Source organism: Arthrobacter sp. GMC3, from assembly GCF_002929305.1.
Lineage (GTDB): Bacteria > Actinomycetota > Actinomycetes > Actinomycetales > Micrococcaceae > Specibacter.
In genome coordinates, this window is record NZ_PJIO01000012.1 from 484 (window position 1) to 25567 (window position 25084).

Here is a 25084-nt window from a genome sequence, read left to right on the forward strand (position 1 = left end):
CCCGGGTTTCGTTGACTCTCAGGGTCTAGTGTTTCTAGGCCGCTCTGAGGTCGGTATTCATTGTCCCAAACTCGATCGGGGTTAGCCGGCCAAGTCGTCGTTGTCGACGTTTGCGGTGGTAGGTTTTCTCGATCCAGGTCACGATTGCCAGCCGTAGTTCTTGGCGTGTGCCCAGCGTTGTCGGTCGAGCACATTCTTTTGCAGTAGCGCAAAAAATGACTCCATTGCGGCATTATCGGCGCACGCGCCCACCTGGCCTATCGATCCTGTCAGCCCGTTGGCCTTCAATGTCCTGACGAAGGCGTTGGAGCGAAATTGAGAGCCGCGGTGCGAATGCACCACGGTTGCCAGTGGGGACCTGAGCGACACCGCGTTGCGCAGGGCGACCACGGCCAGTGACGCCTTCATGCGTGAGTCGATCGAGTAGCCGACGATCCGGTTGGAGTGGACGTCCTTGATCGTGCACAGATAGAGCTTGCCCTCGTCGGCTTAGATTCAAGGGATCATCGCAACACCCCAATCCCGGAGGAGTGCGATGAACCCTTGAATACAAGGTTGCGAGGCCGTCTTTGGGCTATTTTTCATGGCCTCCAACAACCGAGAGGAATCGCAGTCCGGGCTCCAGGACGTGGAAGCATCACCAACGCACCCGGGGCGCCTTCCCCAATCCAAGCAGACCCAAGGGGAACCAATGGCACCGAGCCCCCGGTGCTGGATGGCAATGGTCGTAGGTTCCGAACCAAACACTAGGACCAGCGTGCATCACTTTGGAAGAATTCCAACCGACATAGGCCCTAGGACATTCGAACCGAAACAGCCGGCGATTGAGGGCGGGAATTTCAACCTCATGTAAATACCAACGAATACTATCGACGCAGATCAGAGCATGTTGAGTACTCAAAACCCCTCATTAGTTATCAACGTTCATTAGCCCCGCTGTCGTCTCGATCGGCTAGATCGACTAGTCAAAAGCCGTTGATGGCCTTTAGCGGCTCTCCGTGGTTCGTGGTGAAATCTGGTTTCGTGTCACTGAACGAAGGTGGCTCGTAGCCCTGTTGTGATGGATGTTCTTGACGCATTCATCGATGACAGGACTACGAGCCTTGACCGAGCGTACTTTGGTACACCCTGATGCTGCCACCACGATCTTCAACCTTGAGGATTACCGTGTTCTTGAGACTCAGATTCTGGAATATGGGCAACGCCGAATTCATGTTGAAAGTATCGTCGAGGCAGGCTGCCCCGGGTGCGGGGTGATCGGTAATCGCCGCCATTCCCGACGCTGGCAGCGAGTCCGGGACATTCCCGTCGCTGGCTCGGTACAAGTTCTCTGGTGCAAGCGCCGCTACTTTTGCGACGAGTCGCTGTGTGAACGGAAGACCTTTTCTGAAGCCACACTTCAGGTTCCAGCCAGGGCTCGCTCCACCCGCCGGCTCCATGGCGCACTCGTTGATGCGGTGGTCTCTTCCGGGCGGGCAGCGACAGAAGCAGCCGTCGCCCATGGCGTCTCGTGGTGGTTAGTGCAGAAGGCGTTGACGACGGCAGCAACGAAACTACCCAACGTTGATCTTCTCCGACCGAGAATGCTCGGCATTGATGAACATCGTTTCCGCTCTGTCCGCTTCTTCAAAAACACGCAGACCAATACGTGGCAACGGATCGAGCCTTGGATGACGACCATTGTTGATTTGGATACCGGGCAGATCCTTGGCGTTGTTGACGGCAGGGACCACACCGGAGTCGGAGCATGGCTGATCAAACGGCCGCTGGAGTGGCGGCTCGGCGTTCAAGTCGTCGCAATTGATCCCTCAGCAGCATTCCGCAAAGCCTTGCGGATGTGGCTGCCCCGCACCGCCGTATCCGTTGACCATTTCCACCTGATCCAACTCGCAAATCAGGCACTGACAGAAGTGCGCCAGCATCTCTCCCACCAAGTGCGGGGTCGTCGTGGCCGGGCAGTGGATCCTGCATGGGCGCATCGGATGTTGCTCCTGCGGGCCGCTGATTCCCTTTCGGAACCGGCCAAGGCCCGGTTGGAGAAAGTCTTCGCCACGGACGATCCGACCAGGAAACTCAAGGCAGCCTGGGACGTGAAAGAACAAGTACGAACACTGCTGCGCACCGGCTCGCTGGAAGATGCCGGACTAGCCAAGGAAGACCTCGAACGCCTCGTCAAGGAATCGAATCAGCCCGAGACAACCAGGCTGTGGCGGACCATTTGTCGGTGGTGGAAAGAAATTGAAGTCCTCATCGTCACTGGCGCCACCACAGGAAAAGTAGAAGCCAACAACACCAGTATCAAACACATCAAGAGGACCGGGCGCGGCTTCGTCAACAGCACCAACTACACAACAAGGATTATGCTCAGGAGTGCCGCCAGAACAGCGGTGAATCATCCATGACAATAGTGGATTTCACCACGAAACACGGAGAGCCCCTTTAGCAGTCCGGGGAACGCATAACAATGAATGGTACTGAAGAGGCGGCAGTTGTCACCCAAATTAATGCGTTTCTAATGAGTCGGTTACATCCACCGCGGGGAACTGGGACCAACATAGCCAGCCGTCCTAGGAGGAACGTAGACCAGGCTCAAATCCACGTATAAATGTGTATGCACTCTAGGAGCTGTTGACTAATGTCGACGCTTCGTAGATCAGGACGTCATTCTTCTCATCCGCTCTCATCGCTGCAACCAAACTCTCCCGAACCTTCACTTCACCTTTTTGAAGGTTGAGGGAAATATGAGAAACATATTCATCCATCACCAAGTGGGCGAGATCAGGAGAGACCCCGTTCCGGAGCAAGCAGATCACTGACGGGTTAGTGGTTCCGTATTTGATTTTGAGCTGAAGCCGATCCGAAATTAGGCCAAGTTCAAACAGCATATCTACGTACTTCATGAGATTATTGTCAAGAAAATCTTGCTCTTCCTTGACTTTGACCACAGCCAGGTTGACTCGCTCAGTGGCCGACTTTGGACCCATCTGAACCCAGGCTTTCTTCCAGCCTTCGCCATTCGTTTCCTCGCCCCATGCTGTACCGACATAAATGGGGGAATCTTCGTGCTGCGACCAATAGTCTAAGAACCCGGCTATCATTCGTTTGAGCGACTCGTTACCGGCACGCCAGGAAAGGATCATTGAATAGAACTTTCGAGCGATTTCATTATCTTGAAGTCTTTTCAGTTCGGAATCGTCGTCCAGAGGGGCCCCTTTGAGGAAGAGCTGAAATATGAGCTCCATGACTCCGTCGACTACATCAAGCGCCGGCATTCCGTTTCGCTCGTCCAACCGCTCCTGGAGAACGACCTCAAAAGACACGATGTCGAAGTCATGAACTCCATGCTGGAAGCAAGCTTGCCCGATGACGGTTTGTGCAAGTCGATCCTCGTCGACAGTGACGATCCCCGGCTCAATGTTCCCGAGGATCTCAAGCTCGCGCTCCATCTGCTCGGCGTCATCGGCAGCTTCCAGAAGTGGATTACTAACATCGTCCACCAGTTCCTTGCTAAGATCTGCCACTTTCCCCAAGAAGTTCACAACACTCCAATTGCGCGGCGCATACTCCGTGCCGGGGATGAGATGGATCTCAGGAGTGAGTAGGTCCAGTCTCGGCGCACCGGGTTTGAATATCTGACTGAACCGAGCAACGCGCCCTATAAGGTTCCGGAATTGGCTTTGCCTAAGGTTCGCTCGTCCACGTTTTGGAGAGAGGACTATGAGTCGGTCACAGGGTGTGTTAACGCCCTCCAGGAGCGTGGATGTCGTCACCAGAATCGTCGGACTTTCCAATTGACGGAAGACGTGCTCGACGTAGCTACGCAGGGAATCAGGAAGCTTTCCATGGTGGAATAGCACTCCCGTTCTCATTGATTCGACCAGGGCGTAACGCGGATCCACAAGCTCAGAAATAGATTCAATGGCACGTTCGATAAGTTCGATATCTTGTATGAACGGTCGGTTTGCAGACAACCGCAATGCAAGCTCCTGGGCGTGTTTCGGCTTGTTGACGTAGACCAGCGTGTTTTGTCGCGATATCTGTTCGATCGCCTGGACAAGATCTTTAGGTAGCGAGCCAGTGAGCTTTATGGCCCTCCCCAGAAACTGGTCATATATTGTTGCACCATCGCCGAGCATTCCGACGATCAAACGCTCTGATTTCATGTGCTCGTCAACATTCGCCGCCTTGACATCGTTATCGAAATCTAGGACATGCCTTAATTTTCGTGCGTCTGAGATAAAAGGAGTGTAGTACGCGATTGAGAGTTCCGGGTTCCGATACCGAACGCGGAGGATGGCACGAGAAAGGTCAATTGATCGATCATCGTCGCCCAGCAGGCCCTGGGCCTCATCAATAAGTAGGCAATCAAAATCAAGCTGAGGATTAACCGACAAGAGTCGGTGAAGGCGTTCTTGGGTGACTACGGCAACGAACGAGGGCTGCCCTGTGTACCCATCGTGATGCGTAATTATGGGCAACTTGCGGGCCCTCATCCGAGAATCTCTCACTAAGGAAAGACGCGTCTGTGCGATTAATGCCTTCGTTGGGACTACGATACATGTTCGAGAAAATGCAGCGTTCGCAACTTTGTCAAGCATCATCTCCGATTTCCCGTATGAAGTGGGAGCAACAATCGCGGACTCAATCATGCGCTCGTTAAATTCCCGGAGTTCCATCTGCCCCCGGGTTCGGGTAATGATGTTTCCTTCCCCATCATCGGTGCGAAAATTTTCTCGGTCCGCCTCAAGAAGGGTTTGCCCGAAGGATCCCTCGTCGCGAAGCAACGGCGCTATCGTCTCGATCACTTCAACAATCGGATGGAAATCTTTCATGATAGAGATGTCCCGGAGCGGAACATAGTCACCGGTCAATAGTGAATAGTGAAGCACGACGCGGTAGCCTAAGCGCTGAATCAAAGGGTCGTCTGCTCTCAGAAAGAGGACGGCAAACATCAGGGTGTCGCGTTGCTGCGGCGCATCCAACTGTTCGCCCTTTAACAGCGCTGTATATAAGTCAAGAAAGTTGGAATCGATCAGATTAGACGCGTTTCTTATCCGCTTTAGGGTTACTTCCATTCCTACTTCCCCAAACTGGTTCTTATGAAGTCGATCAAAAGCTCAGCGGTCTCCTGCTGTACGATGAGCAGCTTAACTCGATGGAATTTCTGAGAGGCTGTTACTTTCTCGGCAGCTTGGATTGAGGCCTCCAATGTGATCTTGTCTAGCAACGATTCATGCATCACGACTGCTCCGAGGAGCACATTGAATCCGGCATCTCCGGCAGCCTCGACGCCGGCGTGGGCGCGCAAGAGCTTCTTGATAGACTTCGCGTCATCGGTCTGGAGGACTTTGGCTGCATCAGTCATGGCCGAATCCCACCAGGACCGGTTGCGCTGCTTGGTTAGCTTTCCATGGATGTCCCCGGCAGCAGTTGCCACCAATTGTCCAAGTTTCGAGCTCGCGCTTTGCACGCCCCGGTCCCGCCGCTGCGTGGATAGAGCACCTGACTTCACCTCGCCATACCACAACTCATCCATGGACAGAGTGGTGAAGGTAAGATCAAAACCCTTCTTGATGCTTCGTTCTTCTTTGTTGAAGAATATCGAAGTGTTCAACAAATCGGCGTGGTGCTCCGGCATCAACGAGTGAACAATGAGCTCTCCAGCCATCCCAAGTTTCGTCGTGAGAGGTTTCTTATCGTAGCGTTTGAAAAATTCTTCGACTGTATTTTCGAAGGAGTAGTACTCTGGATCTTCAAGAATTTCTGCGCTGCCATAACAGATCTCGGCTAGTCGATCACGGACGAGCGCTCTGAGCTCATCGGAAAGTTCATGAACGACGACGGCGACAGACTCGCCCGTTGAAACTACTGTGATCCCCTGCACCTAAACAACATAGACCACTTTCGACTGTTTGGATGAATCTACAGAAAGCTGCATCTTGGCAGACGTGACAACACACGATTCCCGATTGATAGTCCGTGGCTGACGACTATCAATGTGAGCCTAGCGACTTAGGGAGAAATGGCCTGGCCAGAGCCATTCCTGTGCTGGAATGTACGGGGAGGCTCGGTCCTAGAGTCGCTTGGAGTGGGGTACATGCACTGACCAATGCGTGCCCGGAAGCCGCGTTTATACACGGGCTGCAGAGTCTCGATGCGGCGCAATCGGCGGTCTGGTGATTTTGGTTGTCAACTGCAACTTAGAACCGACCGGCGGCCGCAGTTTGTTTTGACCAGGGCAGCATATCCAGATCAGAGACATGCTCCCTGCCCCCGGCCACCGCCAAGGCCACCGGGCCAGAATCCCGCCGCCCCCTCGGATCTTCCACGCATCTTGCGGTCGAGGGGCACATGCCACTGTGAGGGAGAATGGAGGCGTCGATTATGAACGCAGCCTACGAAAGAAGAACCTGATATGGGCCTAGATCTCATGCTCCGCGTGGAAGGAACCACGAAGAGGAATCTGTCTGCGTTCTTGAAGTCCTTGGGATTCGAACCCCGTCAATCGATAGCACCCCAGCGCGGCTGCTCATACTTCTACGGGTTCGAGAAGATGGACTTTAGATCGACATCTGGTGTTGAGGCCTCTCTAATTCCAGGGTCTGCCTTGCCTGACACGAACGAGGAGGATCTAGTTCTTGCGGTTCATTGTAAGTCTTGGGGATCGTTTTACGATGTCGAGAAGCTGAACACCGTCATTCGCCAAGTCCGGAAGCAATTCGGAGGTCAGGTTGACGGAGACTACGGAAAGAACCGGTATATCCGCCCAATCTCCCGACGGATCAGGCGAACCTGCTGGGGAGGGACCCTGGGTCGGTCGAAGGTCGGATTCACATTCGCAATGGTCGCACCTTTCGCATTCCGCACCCAGATGACATTCTAGCGCGACCCAGGTCACTGAAGCCGCTGAATGGATGGAACCTTAGAGAAAAGACGCTACTGGACGCATTTCATAACGCGCTTACCGTACAAGTACGTGTGATAATAAATTTATGGATGAAAAATGGGCAAGCAATTGTCTGAAAGATACTGGTCAATTGTTGGGAGAATTTTTTCCCCATGACCCAACTGGCCTTAATAAAGCAGCAGAAGAGGTCTGCCTTGCCGCGCTCGAGGACGCCACGCTGGGAGGTGTCCTTTCGTGCATCGGCATGACCTTTGCGATAGCTTCTCTAATTCTCGGATTATTTAGACTACGCGATTTCGACCGAGTGGTAAAAATCGGATCCTGGGTACTTGTCATCGCGGGTCTACTCGTCGCTGGCCTAGGAGTCCTACTCATTGGCACGTGGTACTTCGCACTCAGTTTCGGCGGAGGCCTCGTACTCGCTTTAGTGTTTGTCATTTTGATACTCAATGCATCTAAAGCTCCTGCCCATTGAAACCATAATCTCTATCGACATCTAGCGACGGATTTTTTAAAACAGTGCTTAAATGTGGAGATGAATAGCATGTTCAATTAACCGGTTCTCCGTGGTTCGTGGTGAAATCCATTGTTGTCATGGATGATTCACCGCTGTTCGGGCGGCGCTCCTGAGCATAATACGTGTTGTGTAGTTGGTGCTTTTGACGAAGCCAGGCCCGGTCCTCTTGATCTGTTTGATGCTGGTGTTGTTGGCTTCCACTTTTCCTGTAGTGGCACCGGTGACGATGAGGACTTCGATCTCTTTCCACCATCGGCAAATGGTCCGCCAGAGCCTGGTCGTCTCGGGCTGATTGGATTCCTTCACCAGCCGCTCGAGTTCTTCTTTGGCCAGCTCGGCATCCTTCAAGGAGCCGGTGCGCAGCAATGTTCGCACTTGTTCTTTCACGCCCCAGGCAGCCTTGAGTTTCCTCGTCGGGTCATCGGTCGCGAAGACTGTCTCTAGCTTCGCCCGTGCTCGATCTGAGAGTGTGTCGCTTGCTCGCAGGAGCAGCATCCGGTGCGCCCAAGCTGGATCCACGGCCCGGCCACGGCGACCCCGCACCTGATGAGAAAGTTGCTGCCTGACTTCTGTCAGTGCCTGATTCGCTAGCTGGACCAGATGGAAATGATCCACCGAGACAGCGGTGCGGGGCAGCCACATCCGCAATGCTTTCCTAAATGCTGCCGAGGGATCGATGGCGACACCTTGTTCGCCGAGCCGTCACTCCAATGGCCGTCTGATCAGCCATCCACCGACCCCGGTGTGGTCTCGCCCGTCAACAACACCTAGGATCTGTCCGGTATCCAGGTCAACGATCGTCGTCATCCACGGCTCGATCCGCTGCCAAGCAATGGTCTCGGTGTTTTTGAAGAAGCGGACGGAGCGGAAGCGGTGTTCATCGATCCCGAGCACGCGTGGCCGTAAGAGATCAATGTTGGGCAGTTTCGTTGCAGCCATGTTCAAGGCTTTTGCACCAACCACCACGAGACACCGTGCGCGGTGGCGGTTTCCGTCGCGGCACGGCCAGAGTCAATGACAGCGCGCACGAGAGCCCTGCGGAGCCGGCTCGTGGTGCGTGACCTGGCCGGGACCTCGAGCGTGGCTTCAAAGAAGGTTCTGCGGGATCATGATGATTCGTCGCAGAACAATCGCCGCTTTGCCCACCCGACTTCCACCGGACCAGCCACCGGGATATCGCGGACGCGTTGCTGCCGGCCAGAATGGCGACGAGTGCCGATAACACCGCATCCTGGGCACCCGGAATCGACGGTGCTTTCAATATGGATTCGGCGTTGGCCAGAACTCAACGTCTCGGCTCCCAGAACGCGGTAATCGTGAAGATTGAAGATCGTGGTGGCAGCATCAGGGTGCACCAAAGTAAGCTCGTTCAACGCTCGCAGTCCTGTCAAAGATGAATGCGTCAGAACATCCATCACAACAGGGCTACGAGCCACCTTTGTTCAAGGACATGAAACCAGAATTCACCACGATGTCAACGCCAACCGAAAATGAGGCCACAATCGCCAATTGAAAATGAGGCCACCTGACATCATTGAAGGTGATCAATTTGGATGATTTCTTAACGATCGGAATCGACCCGCGGGCAGCCAATGATCTCTTCACGGTTCTCGCCGACCGGGACCGGCGACTGCCCACGATGGTGCTGTCTCAAACCGGGCCGGAGTACTGGGTTCAAATGATTCACGACCGAGTCGCGGCAGACTCGATCGTGAACCGGTTGGCGAATAATTCACGACAAATCAAACTTGGAACGGTTGACATGCGGCGTGAAGAAAACATAAGAATGCGCCAAACCGAGGACCACTGGAACTAACCAAAAGGCCCCTCACCAACGATACAGCGCAGGACCCCAAAGGGCGCCGGTCATCAGCCATCATTGATGACCGGTACCCGGTCGGCGGAGCAGCGGTACCGCTTACGTGGACCAACAGTTCCAACTACCGCCACTTAACAATCTGCCCGTAGGTGTAATGCGTGTCTGCCGGCTTACCAGTATTCTTCAGCTTCCCGCTCGAGCGCCTGTGATTGCTCATGTTTGAGTGACTGTGCTAGCTTGCGCATCCAGTCTCCGGCAGGTTTTGGCAGCGAAGGGTCTGATATCCATTTGGAGACTTGGGTGATTTGATCGCGGATTCGATCCGACATTTTTCCAGACCCTGAAATGTTTGTGAACTGATCCTCCAAGGCTGACGTTACCCCGTCATCTGTGCCAAATTCCGTTAGCAGGTAACGTGCGACCGGAGAAAGCTCCGTGTCTCCTACAAGCGACACTTGGGCCAGAATGCGCGCCCGCACCGCACTGCTTCCAACCCACCGTGCAGCTATTGGCAGTTCAACTGCGTCTGCCAGCCATTCTTTCGCCGCGACCGTGAGCTTCCATGATTTCAGTTCTAGGCGTCCCATAAGGTCAAGCCAAGCTGGCTCTCCGGATTGGTGGACGGCCTGTTCTAGCAGTTTCCGTTCCTCCGATCTGCGATGTGCGCTAATGGCTCCAGACTCGATCAAATTGGCCAGTAGATGTGCAACCCCCGCGGCATCGTACTTGAGTTGACGTTTGGTCAGTTGCGTCCAGGCCCAGCTCTCGTGTCCAGTCTCGGGAAACATCGTCCGCCTGCCAACGAGGACGACTATCAGTGGCTCAAGTTGCTCGAGATATTCTTCTGTGGCTCGTACACGCAAGGATACGAGACGAACTACAGCGTTGTAGTCATCCTGCGTCGAGATTCGCTCAAGCCAGCGACATAGGTATTCAGCCATACGTCTTTCAGGTTCTTCTTGCATCCATCCAATTAGAACTTGAGCTGCTTTGCTGACATCGACTTCATGAACTAGGTGCTCGACACGTTCGACTGCCCTCCCGCTTCGCGGACCACGAACCGTAAGCCCCAACTTCTGGTACGGGTCGGTTATTTGCTCGTCGATGTATGAATCGTAGGCACTTTCATCCCCTGCCTCGACCAAGTGGTTAAGATACCCGAAGACTGCTTCAGAATTTGGCCCATCAAGGAGGGCATCAATTGCTCCTGCTAGTCCTTGAAGGTCGAATCCGGCATCGGCGAGCGAAAGGCCAACGAAGTAGGCGGTAGGGATCCTCGCGGATTGAAGGACGTCTAGGAGCATCTTTCCCGGGTCGGTTGAATTCAGTGCGCGAGCAGCGTCTAAAATTTCATCCGTGACTTCATTGGTTGGCCGATCGTAGAAGTCTCTGTGCACCACTACTTGCAGACAGTCTGATGCTGGCTGTGGCGGGAGGAAGGTTTCAAAGATCTCTAGGCCTTCGATAAAGGTGATGTCGCCGTCGACCCGGCCATGCAGTGATCTGAGGTTGTCAATTTCGATCCGCAACCGAGAGATAACGAATTGAGGCAATATCATAAGGGCCTGGCCCAGATGATCACGCACTGCCGGAAAGTCTATTAGTCCCTGAATCGAGTCCGTTATTTGTTTGGCTGCTGCGGTTGCGACTTCTAGATCTTCGTCGGTGGCAAGTATCACCAACTCATCGATTACAGCGTTTTGATAATCCCATATATCAGCGTAAGTCTTAGGCTGGCCGCGGCGTTCAACGACTTGCCCACGTTGTAGTTCTCCCGACACAATAATCGATCCGTTTTGTTTCAGGGCATGCCCAAGCGCCGTCGCTGTCAGCACGCGCACTGTAGGCTCAGGTGATCCTACAACCTTTTGCAGATATGAAATCCGCTGATTTGGCGACGCTGCCGTCGCCGGGAGCAGGACTCCGAATAGCTCAACCCAAGTTCCCGAGGCGTTGTTGCTGAACGTCTCGGTCTCCACTGTGGCTAGTCGCAGAACTGTATCGGCTGCGACTTCGAACGTGCGAGAGTGCCACGCGAGCTTCTCCAGTGTCCACATGAGGTCTCTTCTAATGCCCCTACTTGCGCGCAACTCGTCATCAGAAGCCTCCCCAATAAGTTGTGCCAATCGATCACAGATTGCATCGGGAGCGATCACGGCAAGGTGACTAAGAAGGCGTGAGTTTCCATGCTCGGCAAGAGCAGCCAAAGAGGCTAAAGGCCCGGCATCGGAGAGTAGAGCGTCCACTGCACTGCTCGTCGTTTCAGATGCACCGAGGTCGGCTGCTCGTCGAAAGAGACGTTCGGTTAGGTCTTGGTCGAGATGCGGGATCAAGTCTGAGACGATGCGATCTCCAAATTCAGTCCACGCCTGAGAAGCTAGGTAGACCGCGATTGGATATGGTGCAACGCTTCGGAACCTACCTTGTTTCGACATGAGGCCTCGCCGTTGGAGCTCAAAAGCAGCTGCTCGGAGCTCTGCAGATTCGAGTCCTAGTCCGAGGGAGATTGTGGTGAGTTCGTCCTTGACTTTTCCGTCGTATCCAAACCTGCTGAATAGTGCAAGTACGCAACAAGCTAGGAATATTGTGCCCTCGGGGAGGTCCCCTGTGACAAAAGCACGAACATCGTCACTTGTCACTAGCTGACCGGCTGAGCTAGGACCTCCGCGGACTACAGCACGGGCTGCTTTAAGGGCATAATCGATGTTTCCAGCAGCGACCTCAACCACTACCCTTGCCGCTTCCGGCCAGAGTCGGGGTTCACTTTTGCGGAGAAGAGTCGTCATTGCCTGGTCATCGAATCGTTCTAGAGTGACCATCGCAGTTCGGGGCTGCTTCCCCCAAGGCTCCCCAATCGTCATCAACAGTAGGCGTGAATCACCAGGAAGAACTGATGCGTAACTTTCATGTCTCTTCCTTTCGCACTCATCAATTACTACAATTCCAGTCCGCCCCTGCGACTGAAGCTGGCTAAGAACATTGACACTGAAGGAATCGGCTGCCGGAGCATAGAGCACAGCTGACTCGAAAGGTTGTCCTCGGAGGGCTTCGAGAGCTAGACGAGTCTTTCCTAAACCGCTTACACCGTCTATGTGGATGTCAAGTTGACTTTCGTCTAAAACGAATCGACGAATGGTCTCGATATTTGCGTCTCGTTCCTCGGAGGATACCCACTCCGTGGCGTGTCGATGCGAGTCAGCCCACTCGTCGAATGTCTGACCCATCGGGTCATTGCCCCCCAATATGGGGCTGACTGCGATTGCTGGATATTGCTCGGCCCACCTTGCAAGCCCGTCGGCGCTGATGACCTCGATTAGTTGGTTAGCATTGGCAATTCCCAGCTCTGTAGCGGTCGTAATCAATGCATCGCGACGCCTCTCAATTTTCACCGGGGGGAGGCTTGCCCCCAAGACTAAGCGATAAGCACCTCCGCCACGGAGTGTCTCAAGTGCCCTGGTTGCGCCGCCCAGTTCCTTCTTACACTTGGCCGGGTTCAGATCTCCTGCCTTGAACTGCCATGCGCTGTCTCCAGCAGGAATCCATGTAGTTTCACAGGCATTTCGCAGACCCGCGTCAACCCCGCCGTCACCGACGTTCTCTTGGTAAGTAGCTTCGAGCACTGTGCCCTGCATCCGATAAGCCGCAGCTTCAGTGCTGAGGAGCTTAGTTACGAACGCCCCAAATCTCGCACCACCCAATGTGGCAATCTGTTGGGGAGCGACTGAAAAGGGGCCAAAATCAGGCATACGATAGTTCCTTCCTCGGCCTGCCTCCCATTGAGGACATCTGGTTGAAGTATCTCAGAATGGCGTCCTTCCCGTGTGCAATAGGCGCCGATCGGCATCAGGCAATAGGCCTGCCTTGTGCGATTGATCGAGGGCGGACCCGACCAATGCTCCACGTCACGCTAGAGGGCGGTCACCTCGCCAGCGTTCCATACTCGCATATCGATTCAGTCATTTGCTGTGAATTCAAGAAGTCAGTGATTGATTCTCCTTGGCTATTTCCGAGTGAACACTTCTTCCTATACGAGACGGAGCTGCATCCTTGAGTCCTTGTGAACATACGTGCCTCGAAGTCGATCGGCGATACCGCTGCTGGCCTCGGTGAGTTCCTGCTCGGAGGCGAGCAGTTTCGTCCGGTAGGGTTGACTGGCCCGGCTTTCGCAACCCTCTGGAGAATTCAATGGCGCAGCTAGTCCCGCGAGATCCCGGCCGCAAAGTCTGGAGCTACCTCCAATCCGAACTGGGTACAAGCTCCGCAACCCCGTCCGACCTCGCCGTCGGGTACTTGAGGACTTATCTAACCGGCGTCGACCCCGTGGTGAGTGGGGACTGGCCCGCTATCGGAAGGCGCTTCGAGCATCTGGCAACAACCGACATCGACCCCAACATCATCACGGCCGAGGACCTGTTGTCAGTTTCATTCCTCTCTGTGAATGTCCCTCCCAGGGCTGCTTGGGCAATTCTCACCTCCCGAAGCACTGCAATCGCTAAGAAGCTGGCGCAAATCCCCAACAAGGTGTCCATTGAACACCCTGGATGCACCCTGGACATGTATCTCGATGACTCTGCGCTACAAGGTCTTTGGAACCTTCTGCGGAGAGACGAAAACGAAAACCTATGGGACATGGGTGCGACGAAGATCAGCAAGGTCATGGCCCGCAAACGTCCGCACCTGGTTCCTATCCAGGACCGTATAGTCGTCTCCGAACTGGACGCCTCTGACGCGGACTATTGGGAAATGTGGTGGCACGCCATGCACCTACATGAAAACGGCAAACCAGTCGTGGCAGACTTTGCCCGTGAGCTGCGAGAACGCATCCCCGAAGCTGAGAAACTCAGCCTGCTGCGAACATTGGACATCGTCATGTGGATGCACAGGACCCATCGAAACTAGCCGCTGTTCCGATGCAACCATTCCGGTGCCACTAACGCCACCGGCATACTACCTCGGGTGACTCTGTAGAGACTGCTTGCAGAACAACGATTCAAATGTGAACCCGCCGTGGACCGGCTGATCAGCCGGTTTGATCGCAACAGGCGGTGGCACTCCGTCGCCAGCTCACCATCCAGTGACGTGCCCTGCACCGAAGGACACCACGCACCATGGACAGGGATCAATTTAATGAGTTTTTAATGAGTTCGGTGGGAACGGCACGTCATGAGGCAGCTCCCCCACAGCAAAGTCGCAGGTCAGGGGCCACCACGTCACCCCAAACCGCCCCTTCGAACCGAGGACCGTTGTATTCGAAACCCAAGGCCCTTAAACGCGAAATGACGGGGTGAAAGACCACCCCGCCACTACGAGAAACCCCGTAAATCCGGGCTTTTTGGCCCTCCAAAACTTGAGGGCCCCTGTCGGATTCGAACCGACGACCCGGTGAATGCACGGACAAATCCGTGCCCTTGGGAAAGTACTGGCGCAGCTGCGGGTCACCAAACTCCGGAGGAGTACGAGTAAAAATACTATGCTCGTAAGATCGGCTCGTTATCCGGCGGCGCCGCCAACAATTCGGCCGGACGATTGTGGGGTGGGCGACCTACACGATCAGGGACACCGCCTTCGTAGCGCGCTGCTTGCGCATGGCGCTATGGCGCCGCCAGCACACCGGCCGACCCGTCCCGGAAGGCCTCATTCATCATAGCGATGCGGAAAGCCAGCACACCTCGATCCGATACACCGACACCTTGGAGTTGGCAGGCATGCAACCTTCCACCGGATCTGTGGGCGCCGCGTACGACAAGCCGCGGCAGAGACGGTGATGGGGTTGTCCAAGAACGAGGCCGTCGCCGCTGTCGTCTGAGCCTAGAGGTCGAGGCGGCGGTCCCGCCAGTAAAACTCCCGGTCATGGTCACTGATTTCTCGTACGACACGACAAGGAACCCCAACGGCGACAACGCCTGAGGGAACGTCACGGGTAACGACACTTCCGGCGCCGATGACGGTGTTGTCACCGATAGTGACCCCGGGCATGATTTGGGCGCCACTTCCGATCCAAACGTTGGATCCGATGTGCACAGCAAGGTTGAATTGCAGTCCTCGGACCCGTAGCTCGGGGAGTATCGGGTGACCGGCCGTCGTAACGACGACGTTGGGCCCGAACATAGTGTTGTTTCCGATGTAGATGTCCCCGTCGTCGACGAGGGTGAGGTTGAAGTTGGCATAGACGTTGTTTCCGACATGGACGTGCCGGCCTCCCCAGTTCGCTCGCAGCGGGGGTTCGAAGTAGCAGCCATCGCCCAGCGTTCCAAACATTTGGCGCAACAACCTTGACCGCTCGTCCAGCTGGGACGGGCGGGTGGCGTTAAAGTCATGCAGCAGCTCGAGGGCTTCGGCCTGTTCAGCCATGATCAGGCCTTCGCTGGGATCGTAGACTTGGCCGTTTAGCATTCGTTCGTAATTGTTCATTCCAAATCTCCTCGTGAAATTTCGATGGTTTGGGCCTCTAAATGCATACTGATATCGCCGCTGCGCATGGAAGCCAGGGCGCCAGTGATCAGTCGGGCGAATGACCGTAGTGCGGGGCAAGCAAGCAAGCCACGAGATGGACGTTTTCGGCTATGAAACCCACATAAATGGGGCATCAGATAATAACCCGATTCTCATCCACCTCGACACGACGGTGAAGCCTATGACATTGCGGAGACAGCGCTTCTCTTGCCACTAGCGGCATATCGGCCGAGGCGGTGAACAGTCCACGGGCCGTCAACTCGACTCAGCGCGCCATGCGTGTGAAGACGTGCCTCGAGTGGGAATGCCCGAGAAAGTCTCGTCGACGCCAGTTTCCCCAGTCGTCAATCGACGCATCGAAGTCGTCAGAATTCGCGGGAACATCCTTGGGGTTGAGTTCCATTTCCAAGTCCTAGCCGGAAGCGTGGTGGTGTTAACGCCGTGGCCGCCAAAGTTGGGCTTCTAGTTAGTGCCAAAATCATTTCCCTAGCTTTGCTGCGGCTGCTGGGGTTGCGCAACTCGCTGGTCCTATCAAAAAGCAGTTCGCGCCTCTTTCCATCCGACCGCAGCTGGCCTCTACCTCGCCCTTTGCACCGCACAGAGTCAACAAGAACCAACCGCCACCTCGTCAGGGGTGCGGGTGCTTGTTGACTCTGTGCGGTGAAGGAGAAACTAAGGTGTGTGGATCGTAACCCAGCTGAGGCTGGCGACAGGGACACTGTGTATGCCTTTTGGCAGCGGACCGGTCTCCGACACGATACTGCCGGACGGATCGTAGACTTGCACCGCTGTCGCCGGAGATGTGAGCTCTATGATGATGTCGTCAACGGGTGATCCGTTGACAACGGTTGTCTGCACCATTCTCTCGTTGAAGCGAACGACTTCGGGGCGATGTAGAACGATCACGGATCGTTGGTCGCCTTCAAACCGTGCAAGGGGGTAGCGCTCAGCTGGTTGGGCGTCGACGAAACGCCCATCGAGCAGGACGTCGCGATGGTCACGCCACAGACCGATCATCCCGGCAATTCGCTTGTGATGGGCGTCGCTCAGTGCAGTGAGGCGCATCGAGAGTTGCGGAACGCTGCCGAGAGTGTTGAGGAGCTGCCAGGCGGCCGCGTCAGGGCTGTCGTCTTCGCCCCACATGACCATGTCTGAGTGGACGACGCCCGAGGTCATCGCGAGACGAGCGTCGAGAATGGAGACTCGATTGGTCACTGCATCCCCCGGACAATCCACAGCTCGGATAATACTGGCGAACGGGGCAAGCGCAGGGCTGACGTAGGGTTGCCGGAACTCGATCGTCCCTGGCAGTCCTTCGTCGACGATACGCCGATTCAGCTCGGACATCCATGCCTCCACCGCCTCGCCGACATCGTGGATGTCCCCCTGAGTGGGCGTGCCGTCATAGATCATGGCGTCGTCGAGGAAGTCGAGCTTGAGCCCATCGACACCGTAATCACGGAGAATGTTGAGGCAGAGGTCGGTGAGATATCGCCGGGACTCGGGAAGCCTTGGGTCAATCACAGACGTCGACCCTGGTCGCACCGTTGGGGCCAAATGTGAGAAGCGCTGATAGGTCTCCGACTCAGGTCCAAGGAGCAGCGGTGCAACCCAGACAACCGTCTTGAGACCAAGGCCTCGCAGCTCAGCTACAAGCACCGAAAGGTCAGGAATCTTCTCCGGGTCCGGCGTCCAGTCACCGCAACCGTCATATCCGCGGCCCGAGGCATGCATCTGCCATCCATCATCGAGAAAGATGGAGCCAAAACCTAGAGTTGCTGCGAGGCGCGCTTCGGGGATTATTGAGCGGGCGTCAAGATCCTGATTGAAGGCGTACCAAGTCGAATAGACCGGCTCTCGCGCGAAAGAGGATACCTGGGCGGGTGGCTCCGTCACCGAAGCGGCAAGGCAGGTCGCTAGATCTTGCGCACAATCCTCGAGAGAAGCTCCCGGTCGACGGAGAAACAATTGGTGCGGCGCTCCTGAGGGTGACGGGGCGAAACGCAGGGTGACGACGAAAACCTTCTCTTCTTCGCTGACACCTGCTTCGATTCGCGTGGTTCGGACGATGTTATCTAGAGCCCATCCCCCTGCCACACGACCATTTCGGTCGTAGACAATGCCGAGCGGGACGGAGTGGATCAGGCTTGTTTGGTATCGATGGACTCCGCCCGGCAGGAGAGTGCGCATCTCCCGTGAGTCTGGAGTCCAATAGCCGATTGCTTCGTGCAAGGGGAATCGCAGTCTCACAGCAACCTCAGCCGTGTCCGCGTCAGCGTGAATGCGAAGGAGCGGGGAATTTTCATCACGCTCAAATTCGACCCGCGTTCCGCCGAGAGGCTCCACCAAGAAGCCTGATCCAACATCCAATGTATTCATTACTTAATCAATCCTTATTCTGGGGTCAAGATGGTACACAAGGGCCAGAAGGCAGCGCCTTCCCTGACGAAACGTCCGCAGTGCATCTTCCACGAGCGATCGGGCATAGCGGCTATCAAAGAAAATTTTAACGATCCAATCAACCGCGTATCACGATAGTCACGACAATCAGGAGGTGTCAACCATGTTTGCGAAAACACCCATGAAGATGCACCTCGAGTGCAGCGGCCGGCTCCGGTTTCCAAGGTGTGGGCCTGGTGAAATGTAAGCCCTCACGCGGAGACCGCCGACACCGGGCCTGGATGAACCCGCTAGAAGGTTGGTGCCGAAGCTCTTCAAGCGGCCGGATACGGTCGAAGTGGCCACCGCCGCCTCAGCCCCCCCGAGGACCTGCCTATCGCAGTGAGCCTCGGTGATTCGGTTGCGACGGTATTAGCTCCACCACAAGAATGGAACCGCCGCATCCTGTAAGTGGGAGCTTCTTGCTGCGAGGGTTCCGGCGCAGCGCATCCAATGAGGCGTAGTTCCTTGAAGGCCTCCCACCTAAGACTGCCCCCACTTCCCTGGGGCATGGGAGACGTGGACCGGCATGCACCCATGGTCCCGTGTCCGAGCATGGCACTGCGCGGCTGGCCAACAAAATTTGGAACGATTTAGTCATATGTCTTATCCTGGAATTTGAACGTTAAAACAGATGATGCCAATGTTCTTTCGGATGCAACAGCAGCCGCCAGCCTTGCAACATATGAACTACTTGTTTGGGAGACCCACATGTCCAAGAAGCACTCACCCAAGACAACCGTCATCGGCATCGACATTGGCGGCACCGGCATCAAGGGCGGCATCGTCGATTTGGAAACCGGCCAGGTCGTGGGCGAACGCTTCCGGATCCCGACACCCACCCCCTCCACGCCGCAAAACGTGGCCAAGGTTGTCAAGGAAATCGTGGACGAGCTCTCCGGCCGCGACCAAGCCCCGTCAAAGGACGCCCCCGTGGGCATCACCTTCCCGGCCATCATCGCCCACGGCGTCTCCCTCTCCGCGGCCAACGTGGACCAGTCCTGGATCAACGCCGACGTCGATCACATCTTCTCCAAGGAACTGGGCCGCGACGTCCAGGTCATGAACGACGCCGACGCCGCCGGCCTCGCCGAGGCCCGCTACGGCGCCGGCAAGGACATCAAGGGCACCGTCCTGGTCATCACCCTGGGCACCGGCATCGGCTCAGCGTTCATCTTCAACGGCAAGCTCATCCCCAACGTGGAACTGGGCCACCTGGAACTCGACGGCCACGACGCCGAAACCAAGGCCTCCGCCAGCGCCCGCGAACGTGACGACATCAGCTGGGACGAATACGCCGTGCGCCTGCAGCGCTACTTCTCCCACGTGGAATTCCTGTTCTCCCCCGAACTGTTCATCATCGGCGGCGGCATCTCCAAGCGCAGCGAAGACTACCTGCCCCAGCTGGACCTGCGCACCAAGATCATCCCGGCAGAACTGGCCAACAACGCCGGCATCGTCGGCGGCGCCCTCCAGGCAGCCGTCCACTTCAAGATCACCAAGTAGGGGTAGCAGCCTCCAAGCAGTGGGAAACCGATACTGGCCTAAGTAAGTTCGATCTGAATCTAGTTCCCACTACGTTCCCATACACCCCAGCGTTGAGCGAACATCCACGAACCTTGTCCTTGAGAAAGCTTCCCCATATCTCCTCCCCTCGACATTACTGGCAGGGGAGGTTGGTGTTGATTAAGGACTACAAAAGAAACGATGGCAGGGTCGCCGTCGCCCGCCATGGCATCAAACTCACTGACGAATTGTCGTCAATATGAGTGAAGGCTACAGGCCGTCATCGGCTCCATCTCTGGTATTAGAACCATCCTGTTCGCATTGGACTGGTCTTCGGTGCCAGAAGCTAATTCTTGTGACGATAGGTGCGTCGACGGCCATGCGGCGGAGCCCCGCGGCCAGTCCGGTACTTACCGTTGCGTGCTTGATCCGATGGACAGCTCAGGTTCGAGCAAAACGTGCTGGGGACTATCAGATGGTTCGAGAATCGACCTGACGAGTTCTCGTGCGATCTCCCGTGAGGGTTGTTTCACAGACGTGATTCGCACTGAACCGAATGAAGTCAGCGGAGTGTCATCGAACCCGGTAATGCCGATTTGAGCCCCGGGCTGCATGCCTAGATCACGAACAGCCAGAAGTGCACCTGCCGCGAGTAGATCGGACAGACAGACTATGGCCGTTGGTGGATGAGGACTTCTCAATAGTGTCAGAGTGGCGTTGAGCCCGTCTTCAAGGTCGTTCGGGGCAGAAACAACCCGAGACGGCTGTATCGAGTGTTCCAAACCACGTCGCCGGCAGGCGGCCAGGTATCCACGCAGGCGAGCATCGCCCTCTACGGTGTCTGGAAGGTGGCCAACAAACGCAAGTTCCGTATGGCCAATTTCAATGAGATGCTCTACGGCGAGCTCGACACCCTGCGCACTGTCCGCGTCAACCCAATTCCACGGAACCTCATTGCCGGCAGCTGTCTGACCGTAGGCGGCAAAAGGGATTCCGTATTCTGTCAGCAGAACCGGGCGTTGGTCCTGCGGTTTAATATTTGCGATCACAAACCCTGCAGCGGACTGTCCGTAGAACAGGTCTTGACACGCTTTCAATTGCGCCTCATGGGTCGGTTCGGCTATGAGCGTGAGGTTTCGCCCCTCGGCTTGGCACGCGCTGGCAAGCTCGTGGAGGAACTTGTCCATATATAGGTTGCCAGCAGTATCCTCCGACGGAAGGATATAGCCGATCTGGCGCGGCTGTGCCAGCCGAAGGCTCCGCGCAACAAGATTGTTGCGGTAGCTGAGCGCCCTCATGGATGCCAGCACCTTGTCGCGAGTCTGATCTGCAACTATGTCGGGTCTGTTGATGACATTGGAAACTGTCATCACTGACACGCCAGCGCGCTCCGCGACGTCTGACATACTCGCGCGGCGTATCGATTTATCTTTGGCTTGGGATCCTGCGTTCACGATTTCCCCTCGTGTGTTGGCTGTGCATCACGGTCGATCATCTGGCTCAGTCGGCCCTCGCCCTCTGATATAGAGAATACTAGGGCGGATTGAGCGGGTCGGCTCTGCGGTGTAGATCAGCCGATGCAGTGGGGCGAGGATCCCGGTACGCTGTCGTGAATCTGAGGCCGAGACTCACAGCCTCGATCAGCGTCAGGCTAATTAGACTATCAGCGGCAGTGGCCCAGCCACCTGAAGATAATCTTGGTTTTCAAGGCGCGTCACCTTCCGAGCTCGCTGTGCCAGTGATGACGGTTAGGCACTGGTACAGCGAGCTCGGGGCGTCTCTTGCCACAGACTACGACTTAAGATGTTGGTGGTGGATTTGGCGGCCAGGATGTGAACCAAGGCATCGTCCGTCATGCACATTGCAGGGGCGATAGTTTTACGCGGGGCCGTCGAGACCGCCCGTTGTTTGATGGCTACACGCGGGCCAAAGGCGGTCAGCCTTGGAGAGCCAATTCGGCCTCCTCCGCCAGTAGCAAGTAGCAGCTCGCGGTCCATGTGTATGAGCGGTCTCGCAGCCCTTCTCCAGTAAGGGCGTCGAAATTCTCAGCGAATCCGAAACGTTCGCACATTTCTCGGAAGCGGACGCTGATCTTGTCGGCCAGCTCGTTGCGGCCGGCGTCTCGCAGTCCGTGCACGATCAGGTACGTTGACGGTGCCCAGATGGGCCCACGCCAGTAGCCGTCTGATTCATATAGGGCTGAGTCTGTGCGCTCAGTTGCCAGGCCGAACTCTGTGAGGTGCCCCTCGATCGTTTCCACCAGCCCATCGATCACATCCTCCGGTAGCCGACTGCCAAGCACGATCGGCATTGCGAGCAGCAGGCACTGTGACCAGCGTTCGACTCCAGTGCGCGCCTGCAACGCGACGAAATGGGTCTCCCGCCAGAAGGCCTGAAGAAGGTTAGTAAGCAGCTCCTGCGCCTCGCTAGCCCAGTATGTAGCACTCGCTTCGTCTCCAAGCTCCGCCGCAAGAGATGAGATCGCCTCCATCTGCAGCACCATGAAAGCCGACAGATCCGGAGTCTGGAGCGGCGCTTCTCTGCCGAAGAGTGTCGCGTTGTCCCACCCGCTGTCGTTCCCGAAATGGTAGTGAGCAAATTTGCTCTTCGGTGCCGTCATCGTGGTGCGCCACCAGTTCGTCCACTTCACAAGGGCATCGAGCGCAGCGCGCAGTTCCTCTTCGCTTGGGCGTTCAGTGAGGCGCGGCAACAGGTTCGTCAGCGCCCAACCGTGAATTGGTGGCTTCGGGTAGTTGTAGATCACCTCGGAATGAGAGACCGCGTCGGGGATCCCACCGGATTCGGTCTGGTGGTCGAACATGATCACGTACTGATCCCAGGAGGCCTTAGCGTTGCGTGCAATGGCAAGCGCGTTGAAGCAGTGGTCCCAACTCCAGACCCTGTCCATCCATTGCATCGACATCAGCATGGCCGGTCGGGTGATGAACCCATCCGGCGCAACCGTCGTAGCCCAGTCGACGTACACGGCAGCAACGACTGCCGGTGTACGTTCGGAACGCCAAGGGGCGACCTGGTTCAGGTAAGTGTTGAACGAGTCCAGCTGGCCTTCTTTCAACTCCTCAAACGTCGATTCATAAGAATGCGGAACGGCTCCGGCATCCATCTCTTCGATAGCGATCTCCCACTTGTCCTGCCCAGCGGGCGATGCCACCCATGGGAACCCAACAACAGACCGGTCGTACACCTTGTACGCCTCCAGCGGCAGCCCAGAGAGGAGCGTCAGGCGGTAACGTCGGCCGGTCCCATGGACCGATAGGACATAGCTGTCGTCGACCTGATCGACATACAACTCACTCACACCCGCTTCAAGCCTGAGGCCCGCTCCGCGCCCTTGGATACGGATCGTCTCGTTGTCCTGAAATACGATCTCGATGACATCCGACTCGTGCGTCCAGGTAAGGACGTTCGGGCGCCCCAGCCAGGTCCCCGCGCCTTCCGCCAGAGGCTGGAGCCCTACAACAGAGGTCATCGTGGTCTTATGCGACACAACATGAACTGTTTCGCGGATATCGTTCAGGCCAACGACCGGAGACACGTCGAGCCACGAGCCATTGGTGCTAAATGGAATGTCCCGGATGGGGAACGCGTATTCCTCGGTTGGGACAGCTGGTTCGATAGACATTTGGTACTCCTTAGTATCTGAAAGATCGATGATTTTAAGCATACAATACAGGAATTCAGGGCGGATAGCTCCTAGGCGCGTCGCCTCGCGCAGCGGAGGCTGCTGGTGGTTAAAGGCGTTGCCCCTGAACGTGCCGATGACTATGCGGGCCAGAAGGTCTCCTGAGGACAATGGTTCCTGCGTTACCCGGAATGCGAATCTGAACATCGGGCTTGACATGCCCTTGAAGGTGGGGCTACGTTTACACCGATCGTTGGAAGCTTAAAATTTTGTCGAAACAACCATCCAATTCGATCGATCAAATAATACTTAACAGACTATGACCACGGAGGGTGGATGCACGCAGAGCTGCGAACCATCCCCTCTTCTGGGCACAGAATCCCCATAGATCTGCGCCCGTCGCGAACGTTCCACGGTTCCTGTGATCCCCACCGCATAGGACCGACTGGTCGCTCGCACTCACACCAAGGAGAGAAATAATGCGTAGATTTACCTCGCGCTGGCTCACAAGCGGTGCCGTCGCCGCCACGCTCGCCCTGACCGCTTGCAGTTCCGGTTTCAGCGGTACCAGCGACACGGACGCGCTAACTTCATCGGACAAAGCGCTCACCGTCATGATCGGTTCCTCTGGGGACGCCGAGACGGCGGCAGTCAATGAGGCCGTAGCCGGCTGGTCCGCCTCAAGTGGCACGAAGGCCAGTGTCATCGTCGCCTCAGACCTAAACCAACAGCTCTCGCAGGGCTTCGCCGCCAAAAAGCCGGCAGACGTGTTCTACCTTTCTACGGACGCGCTGGCGGGTTACGCATCCAACGGGTCGCTGCTCGCCTACGGTGATCAGCTGAGCAACAAGGATGATTTCTATCCCAGCCTGGTCAAGGCATTCACCTACCATGGCAAGTTCTACTGCGCGCCAAAGGACTTTGCGACGCTGCAGCTCATTATCAACACGGACATGTGGAGTGCGGCGGGACTGACCGACAGCGACTTCCCGAAGACCTGGGATCAGCTGGAGGCCGTCTCCAAGAAGCTCACCGGGAACGGTCACGTCGGGCTCGGTATGGGGGGTGAATACTTCCGGATTGGCGCTTTCATGGCGCAAGCCGGCGGCAACCTGATGAACGAGGACAGTACGAAGGCGACCGCGAACAGCGACGGCAACGTCAAGGCGCTCGACTTCACTAAGCAGATGCTCGACGGCGGACAGCTTAAATTCGCCAAGGACCTTGGCGCGGGCTGGGGCGGAGAGGCGTTTGGGAAGGGCCTAGCTGCGATGACCATCGAGGGTAACTGGATCACCGGCGCGATGAAGGCTGACTACCCGAACATCAAGTACCAGGTTGTGGAGCTGCCAGCCGGACCTGCCGGCAAGGGCACCATGCAGTTCAGCAACTGCTGGGGCATCGCTGCCGACAGCCCTAACCAGGCCGCTGCGCTCAAGCTCGTCGAGAAGCTGACCAGCAAGAGCGACCAGCTCGCCTTTGGTACGGCGTTCGGACCGATGCCGTCGATCAAATCGGCCGGCGATGAGTGGAAGTCAGAGAATCCTGGCCTTGTCCCATTCTTTTCCGCCGTCGACTACGCCATGAGCGTTCCGACCGTCAAGGGCTTCGGTGACGTGGTGACTGACTTCAACGGCAAGCTGGAGTCATTGGCCACTGCCGACCCCAAAGTCATCCTTGACGACACGCAAAAGAACATCGAAGCCCTTCTGAAGTAGGGACCTCACTCGCGATGTAGCAAACCATGAGGCGGGCTCACCTTTCCGACAGCCGGTAGGGAGAGCTCGCCTCAGGTGACGA

The 25084-nt window shown here is 56.2% G+C and carries 16 protein-coding genes and 2 pseudogenes; 7 read left to right on the forward strand and 11 right to left on the reverse strand.

Annotation, left to right across the window (positions count from 1 at the left end):
* Positions 1–34: 34 nt before the first annotated feature.
* Positions 35–486, reverse strand: a pseudogene (locus CXQ94_RS16915) (transposase); the annotation flags it as partial.
* 584 nt (positions 487–1070) lie between these two features.
* On the opposite strand from CXQ94_RS16915, the gene CXQ94_RS16920 reads away from it, so the two are divergent.
* Positions 1071–2402: an ISL3 family transposase gene (locus CXQ94_RS16920; protein ID WP_258067154.1), complete on the forward strand. Its 1332-nt coding sequence runs from the start codon at positions 1071–1073 to the stop codon at positions 2400–2402.
* A gap of 216 nt (positions 2403–2618) precedes the next feature.
* Here CXQ94_RS16920 and CXQ94_RS16925 read toward each other — a convergent pair whose 3' ends face one another.
* Both CXQ94_RS16925 and CXQ94_RS16930 read right to left on the reverse strand, forming a co-directional pair.
* Positions 2619–5075, reverse strand: a complete 2457-nt coding sequence (locus CXQ94_RS16925) for a helicase-related protein (RefSeq protein ID WP_104091765.1) — start codon at positions 5073–5075, stop codon at positions 2619–2621.
* Between the two features lie 2 nt (positions 5076–5077).
* A complete protein-coding gene (locus CXQ94_RS16930) occupies positions 5078–5884 on the reverse strand; it encodes a hypothetical protein (protein ID WP_104091766.1) in 807 nt (268 codons plus the stop codon).
* Between the two features lie 1108 nt (positions 5885–6992).
* On the opposite strand from CXQ94_RS16930, the gene CXQ94_RS16940 reads away from it, so the two are divergent.
* Positions 6993–7382 (forward strand): hypothetical protein, encoded by a 390-nt coding sequence (locus CXQ94_RS16940; RefSeq protein ID WP_104091768.1) that lies wholly within the window; start codon positions 6993–6995, stop codon positions 7380–7382.
* A 117-nt stretch (positions 7383–7499) separates the two neighbouring features.
* Here the strand turns inward: CXQ94_RS16940 and CXQ94_RS23105 are convergent, their stop codons facing one another.
* The 3 genes from CXQ94_RS23105 to CXQ94_RS23120 all read right to left on the reverse strand — a co-directional run bounded on the left by CXQ94_RS23105 (position 7500) and on the right by CXQ94_RS23120 (position 8839).
* Complete coding sequence (locus tag CXQ94_RS23105; RefSeq protein WP_258067156.1) at positions 7500–8066, reverse strand: transposase; 567 nt, start codon at positions 8064–8066, stop codon at positions 7500–7502.
* A 60-nt stretch (positions 8067–8126) separates the two neighbouring features.
* Positions 8127–8363: a hypothetical protein gene (locus CXQ94_RS23110; RefSeq protein ID WP_258067157.1), complete on the reverse strand. Its 237-nt coding sequence runs from the start codon at positions 8361–8363 to the stop codon at positions 8127–8129.
* A 167-nt stretch (positions 8364–8530) separates the two neighbouring features.
* Positions 8531–8839: a transposase family protein gene (locus tag CXQ94_RS23120; protein ID WP_258067158.1), complete on the reverse strand. Its 309-nt coding sequence runs from the start codon at positions 8837–8839 to the stop codon at positions 8531–8533.
* Positions 8840–8964: 125 nt separating this feature from the next.
* Between CXQ94_RS23120 and CXQ94_RS16950 the strand changes: the two genes are divergently transcribed.
* Complete coding sequence (locus tag CXQ94_RS16950) at positions 8965–9240, forward strand: ATP-binding protein (protein ID WP_258067169.1); 276 nt, start codon at positions 8965–8967, stop codon at positions 9238–9240.
* A gap of 173 nt (positions 9241–9413) precedes the next feature.
* Here the strand turns inward: CXQ94_RS16950 and CXQ94_RS16955 are convergent, their stop codons facing one another.
* Positions 9414–12989 (reverse strand): hypothetical protein, encoded by a 3576-nt coding sequence (locus CXQ94_RS16955; protein WP_104091770.1) that lies wholly within the window; start codon positions 12987–12989, stop codon positions 9414–9416.
* A 439-nt stretch (positions 12990–13428) separates the two neighbouring features.
* Between CXQ94_RS16955 and CXQ94_RS16960 the strand changes: the two genes are divergently transcribed.
* On the forward strand, positions 13429–14142 hold the full coding sequence (locus CXQ94_RS16960; protein WP_104091771.1) for a DUF6308 family protein: 714 nt from the start codon (positions 13429–13431) through the stop codon (positions 14140–14142).
* Positions 14143–14855: 713 nt separating this feature from the next.
* Positions 14856–15040 (forward strand): annotated as a pseudogene (locus CXQ94_RS23125) (IS3 family transposase); the annotation flags it as partial.
* Between the two features lie 11 nt (positions 15041–15051).
* Here the strand turns inward: CXQ94_RS23125 and CXQ94_RS16965 are convergent.
* Positions 15052–15654 (reverse strand): sugar O-acetyltransferase, encoded by a 603-nt coding sequence (locus tag CXQ94_RS16965; protein ID WP_104091772.1) that lies wholly within the window; start codon positions 15652–15654, stop codon positions 15052–15054.
* A gap of 714 nt (positions 15655–16368) precedes the next feature.
* Positions 16369–18075 (reverse strand): glycoside hydrolase family 36 protein, encoded by a 1707-nt coding sequence (locus CXQ94_RS16970; RefSeq protein ID WP_104091773.1) that lies wholly within the window; start codon positions 18073–18075, stop codon positions 16369–16371.
* Positions 18076–18846: 771 nt separating this feature from the next.
* Between CXQ94_RS16970 and ppgK the strand changes: the two genes are divergently transcribed.
* Positions 18847–19641 carry a polyphosphate--glucose phosphotransferase gene (gene ppgK / locus CXQ94_RS16975; protein ID WP_104091839.1) on the forward strand — a complete coding sequence of 265 codons (795 nt, stop codon included), beginning with the start codon at positions 18847–18849 and terminating at the stop codon, positions 19639–19641.
* A gap of 410 nt (positions 19642–20051) precedes the next feature.
* Here ppgK and CXQ94_RS16980 read toward each other — a convergent pair whose 3' ends face one another.
* Positions 20052–21047 (reverse strand): LacI family DNA-binding transcriptional regulator, encoded by a 996-nt coding sequence (locus CXQ94_RS16980; protein WP_104091774.1) that lies wholly within the window; start codon positions 21045–21047, stop codon positions 20052–20054.
* Between the two features lie 530 nt (positions 21048–21577).
* Positions 21578–23284: an amylo-alpha-1,6-glucosidase gene (locus CXQ94_RS16985; protein WP_104091840.1), complete on the reverse strand. Its 1707-nt coding sequence runs from the start codon at positions 23282–23284 to the stop codon at positions 21578–21580.
* A gap of 479 nt (positions 23285–23763) precedes the next feature.
* On the opposite strand from CXQ94_RS16985, the gene CXQ94_RS16990 reads away from it, so the two are divergent.
* Positions 23764–25002: an extracellular solute-binding protein gene (locus CXQ94_RS16990; protein ID WP_104091775.1), complete on the forward strand. Its 1239-nt coding sequence runs from the start codon at positions 23764–23766 to the stop codon at positions 25000–25002.
* Positions 25003–25084 lie beyond the last annotated feature (82 nt).

Bases quoted from the DNA above. Each gene is read 5' to 3' on its own strand.
- CXQ94_RS16940 (WP_104091768.1), top strand. From the start codon at position 6,993: ATGGATGAAAAATGGGCAAGCAATTGTCTGAAAGATACTGGTCAATTG.
- CXQ94_RS16955 (WP_104091770.1), bottom strand. From the start codon at position 12,989: ATGCCTGATTTTGGCCCCTTTTCAGTCGCTCCCCAACAGATTGCCACA.
- CXQ94_RS16980 (WP_104091774.1), bottom strand. From the start codon at position 21,047: ATGTCAGACGTCGCGGAGCGCGCTGGCGTGTCAGTGATGACAGTTTCC.
- CXQ94_RS16985 (WP_104091840.1), bottom strand. From the start codon at position 23,284: ATGTCTATCGAACCAGCTGTCCCAACCGAGGAATACGCGTTCCCCATC.
- CXQ94_RS23120 (WP_258067158.1), bottom strand. From the start codon at position 8,839: ATGGATGTTCTGACGCATTCATCTTTGACAGGACTGCGAGCGTTGAAC.
- CXQ94_RS16965 (WP_104091772.1), bottom strand. From the start codon at position 15,654: ATGAACAATTACGAACGAATGCTAAACGGCCAAGTCTACGATCCCAGC.
- CXQ94_RS16990 (WP_104091775.1), top strand. From the start codon at position 23,764: ATGCGTAGATTTACCTCGCGCTGGCTCACAAGCGGTGCCGTCGCCGCC.
- CXQ94_RS23105 (WP_258067156.1), bottom strand. From the start codon at position 8,066: ATGTGGCTGCCCCGCACCGCTGTCTCGGTGGATCATTTCCATCTGGTC.
- CXQ94_RS16970 (WP_104091773.1), bottom strand. From the start codon at position 18,075: ATGAATACATTGGATGTTGGATCAGGCTTCTTGGTGGAGCCTCTCGGC.
- CXQ94_RS23110 (WP_258067157.1), bottom strand. From the start codon at position 8,363: ATGGCTGCAACGAAACTGCCCAACATTGATCTCTTACGGCCACGCGTG.
- CXQ94_RS16925 (WP_104091765.1), bottom strand. From the start codon at position 5,075: ATGGAAGTAACCCTAAAGCGGATAAGAAACGCGTCTAATCTGATCGAT.
- ppgK (WP_104091839.1), top strand. From the start codon at position 18,847: ATGTCCAAGAAGCACTCACCCAAGACAACCGTCATCGGCATCGACATT.
- CXQ94_RS16960 (WP_104091771.1), top strand. From the start codon at position 13,429: ATGGCGCAGCTAGTCCCGCGAGATCCCGGCCGCAAAGTCTGGAGCTAC.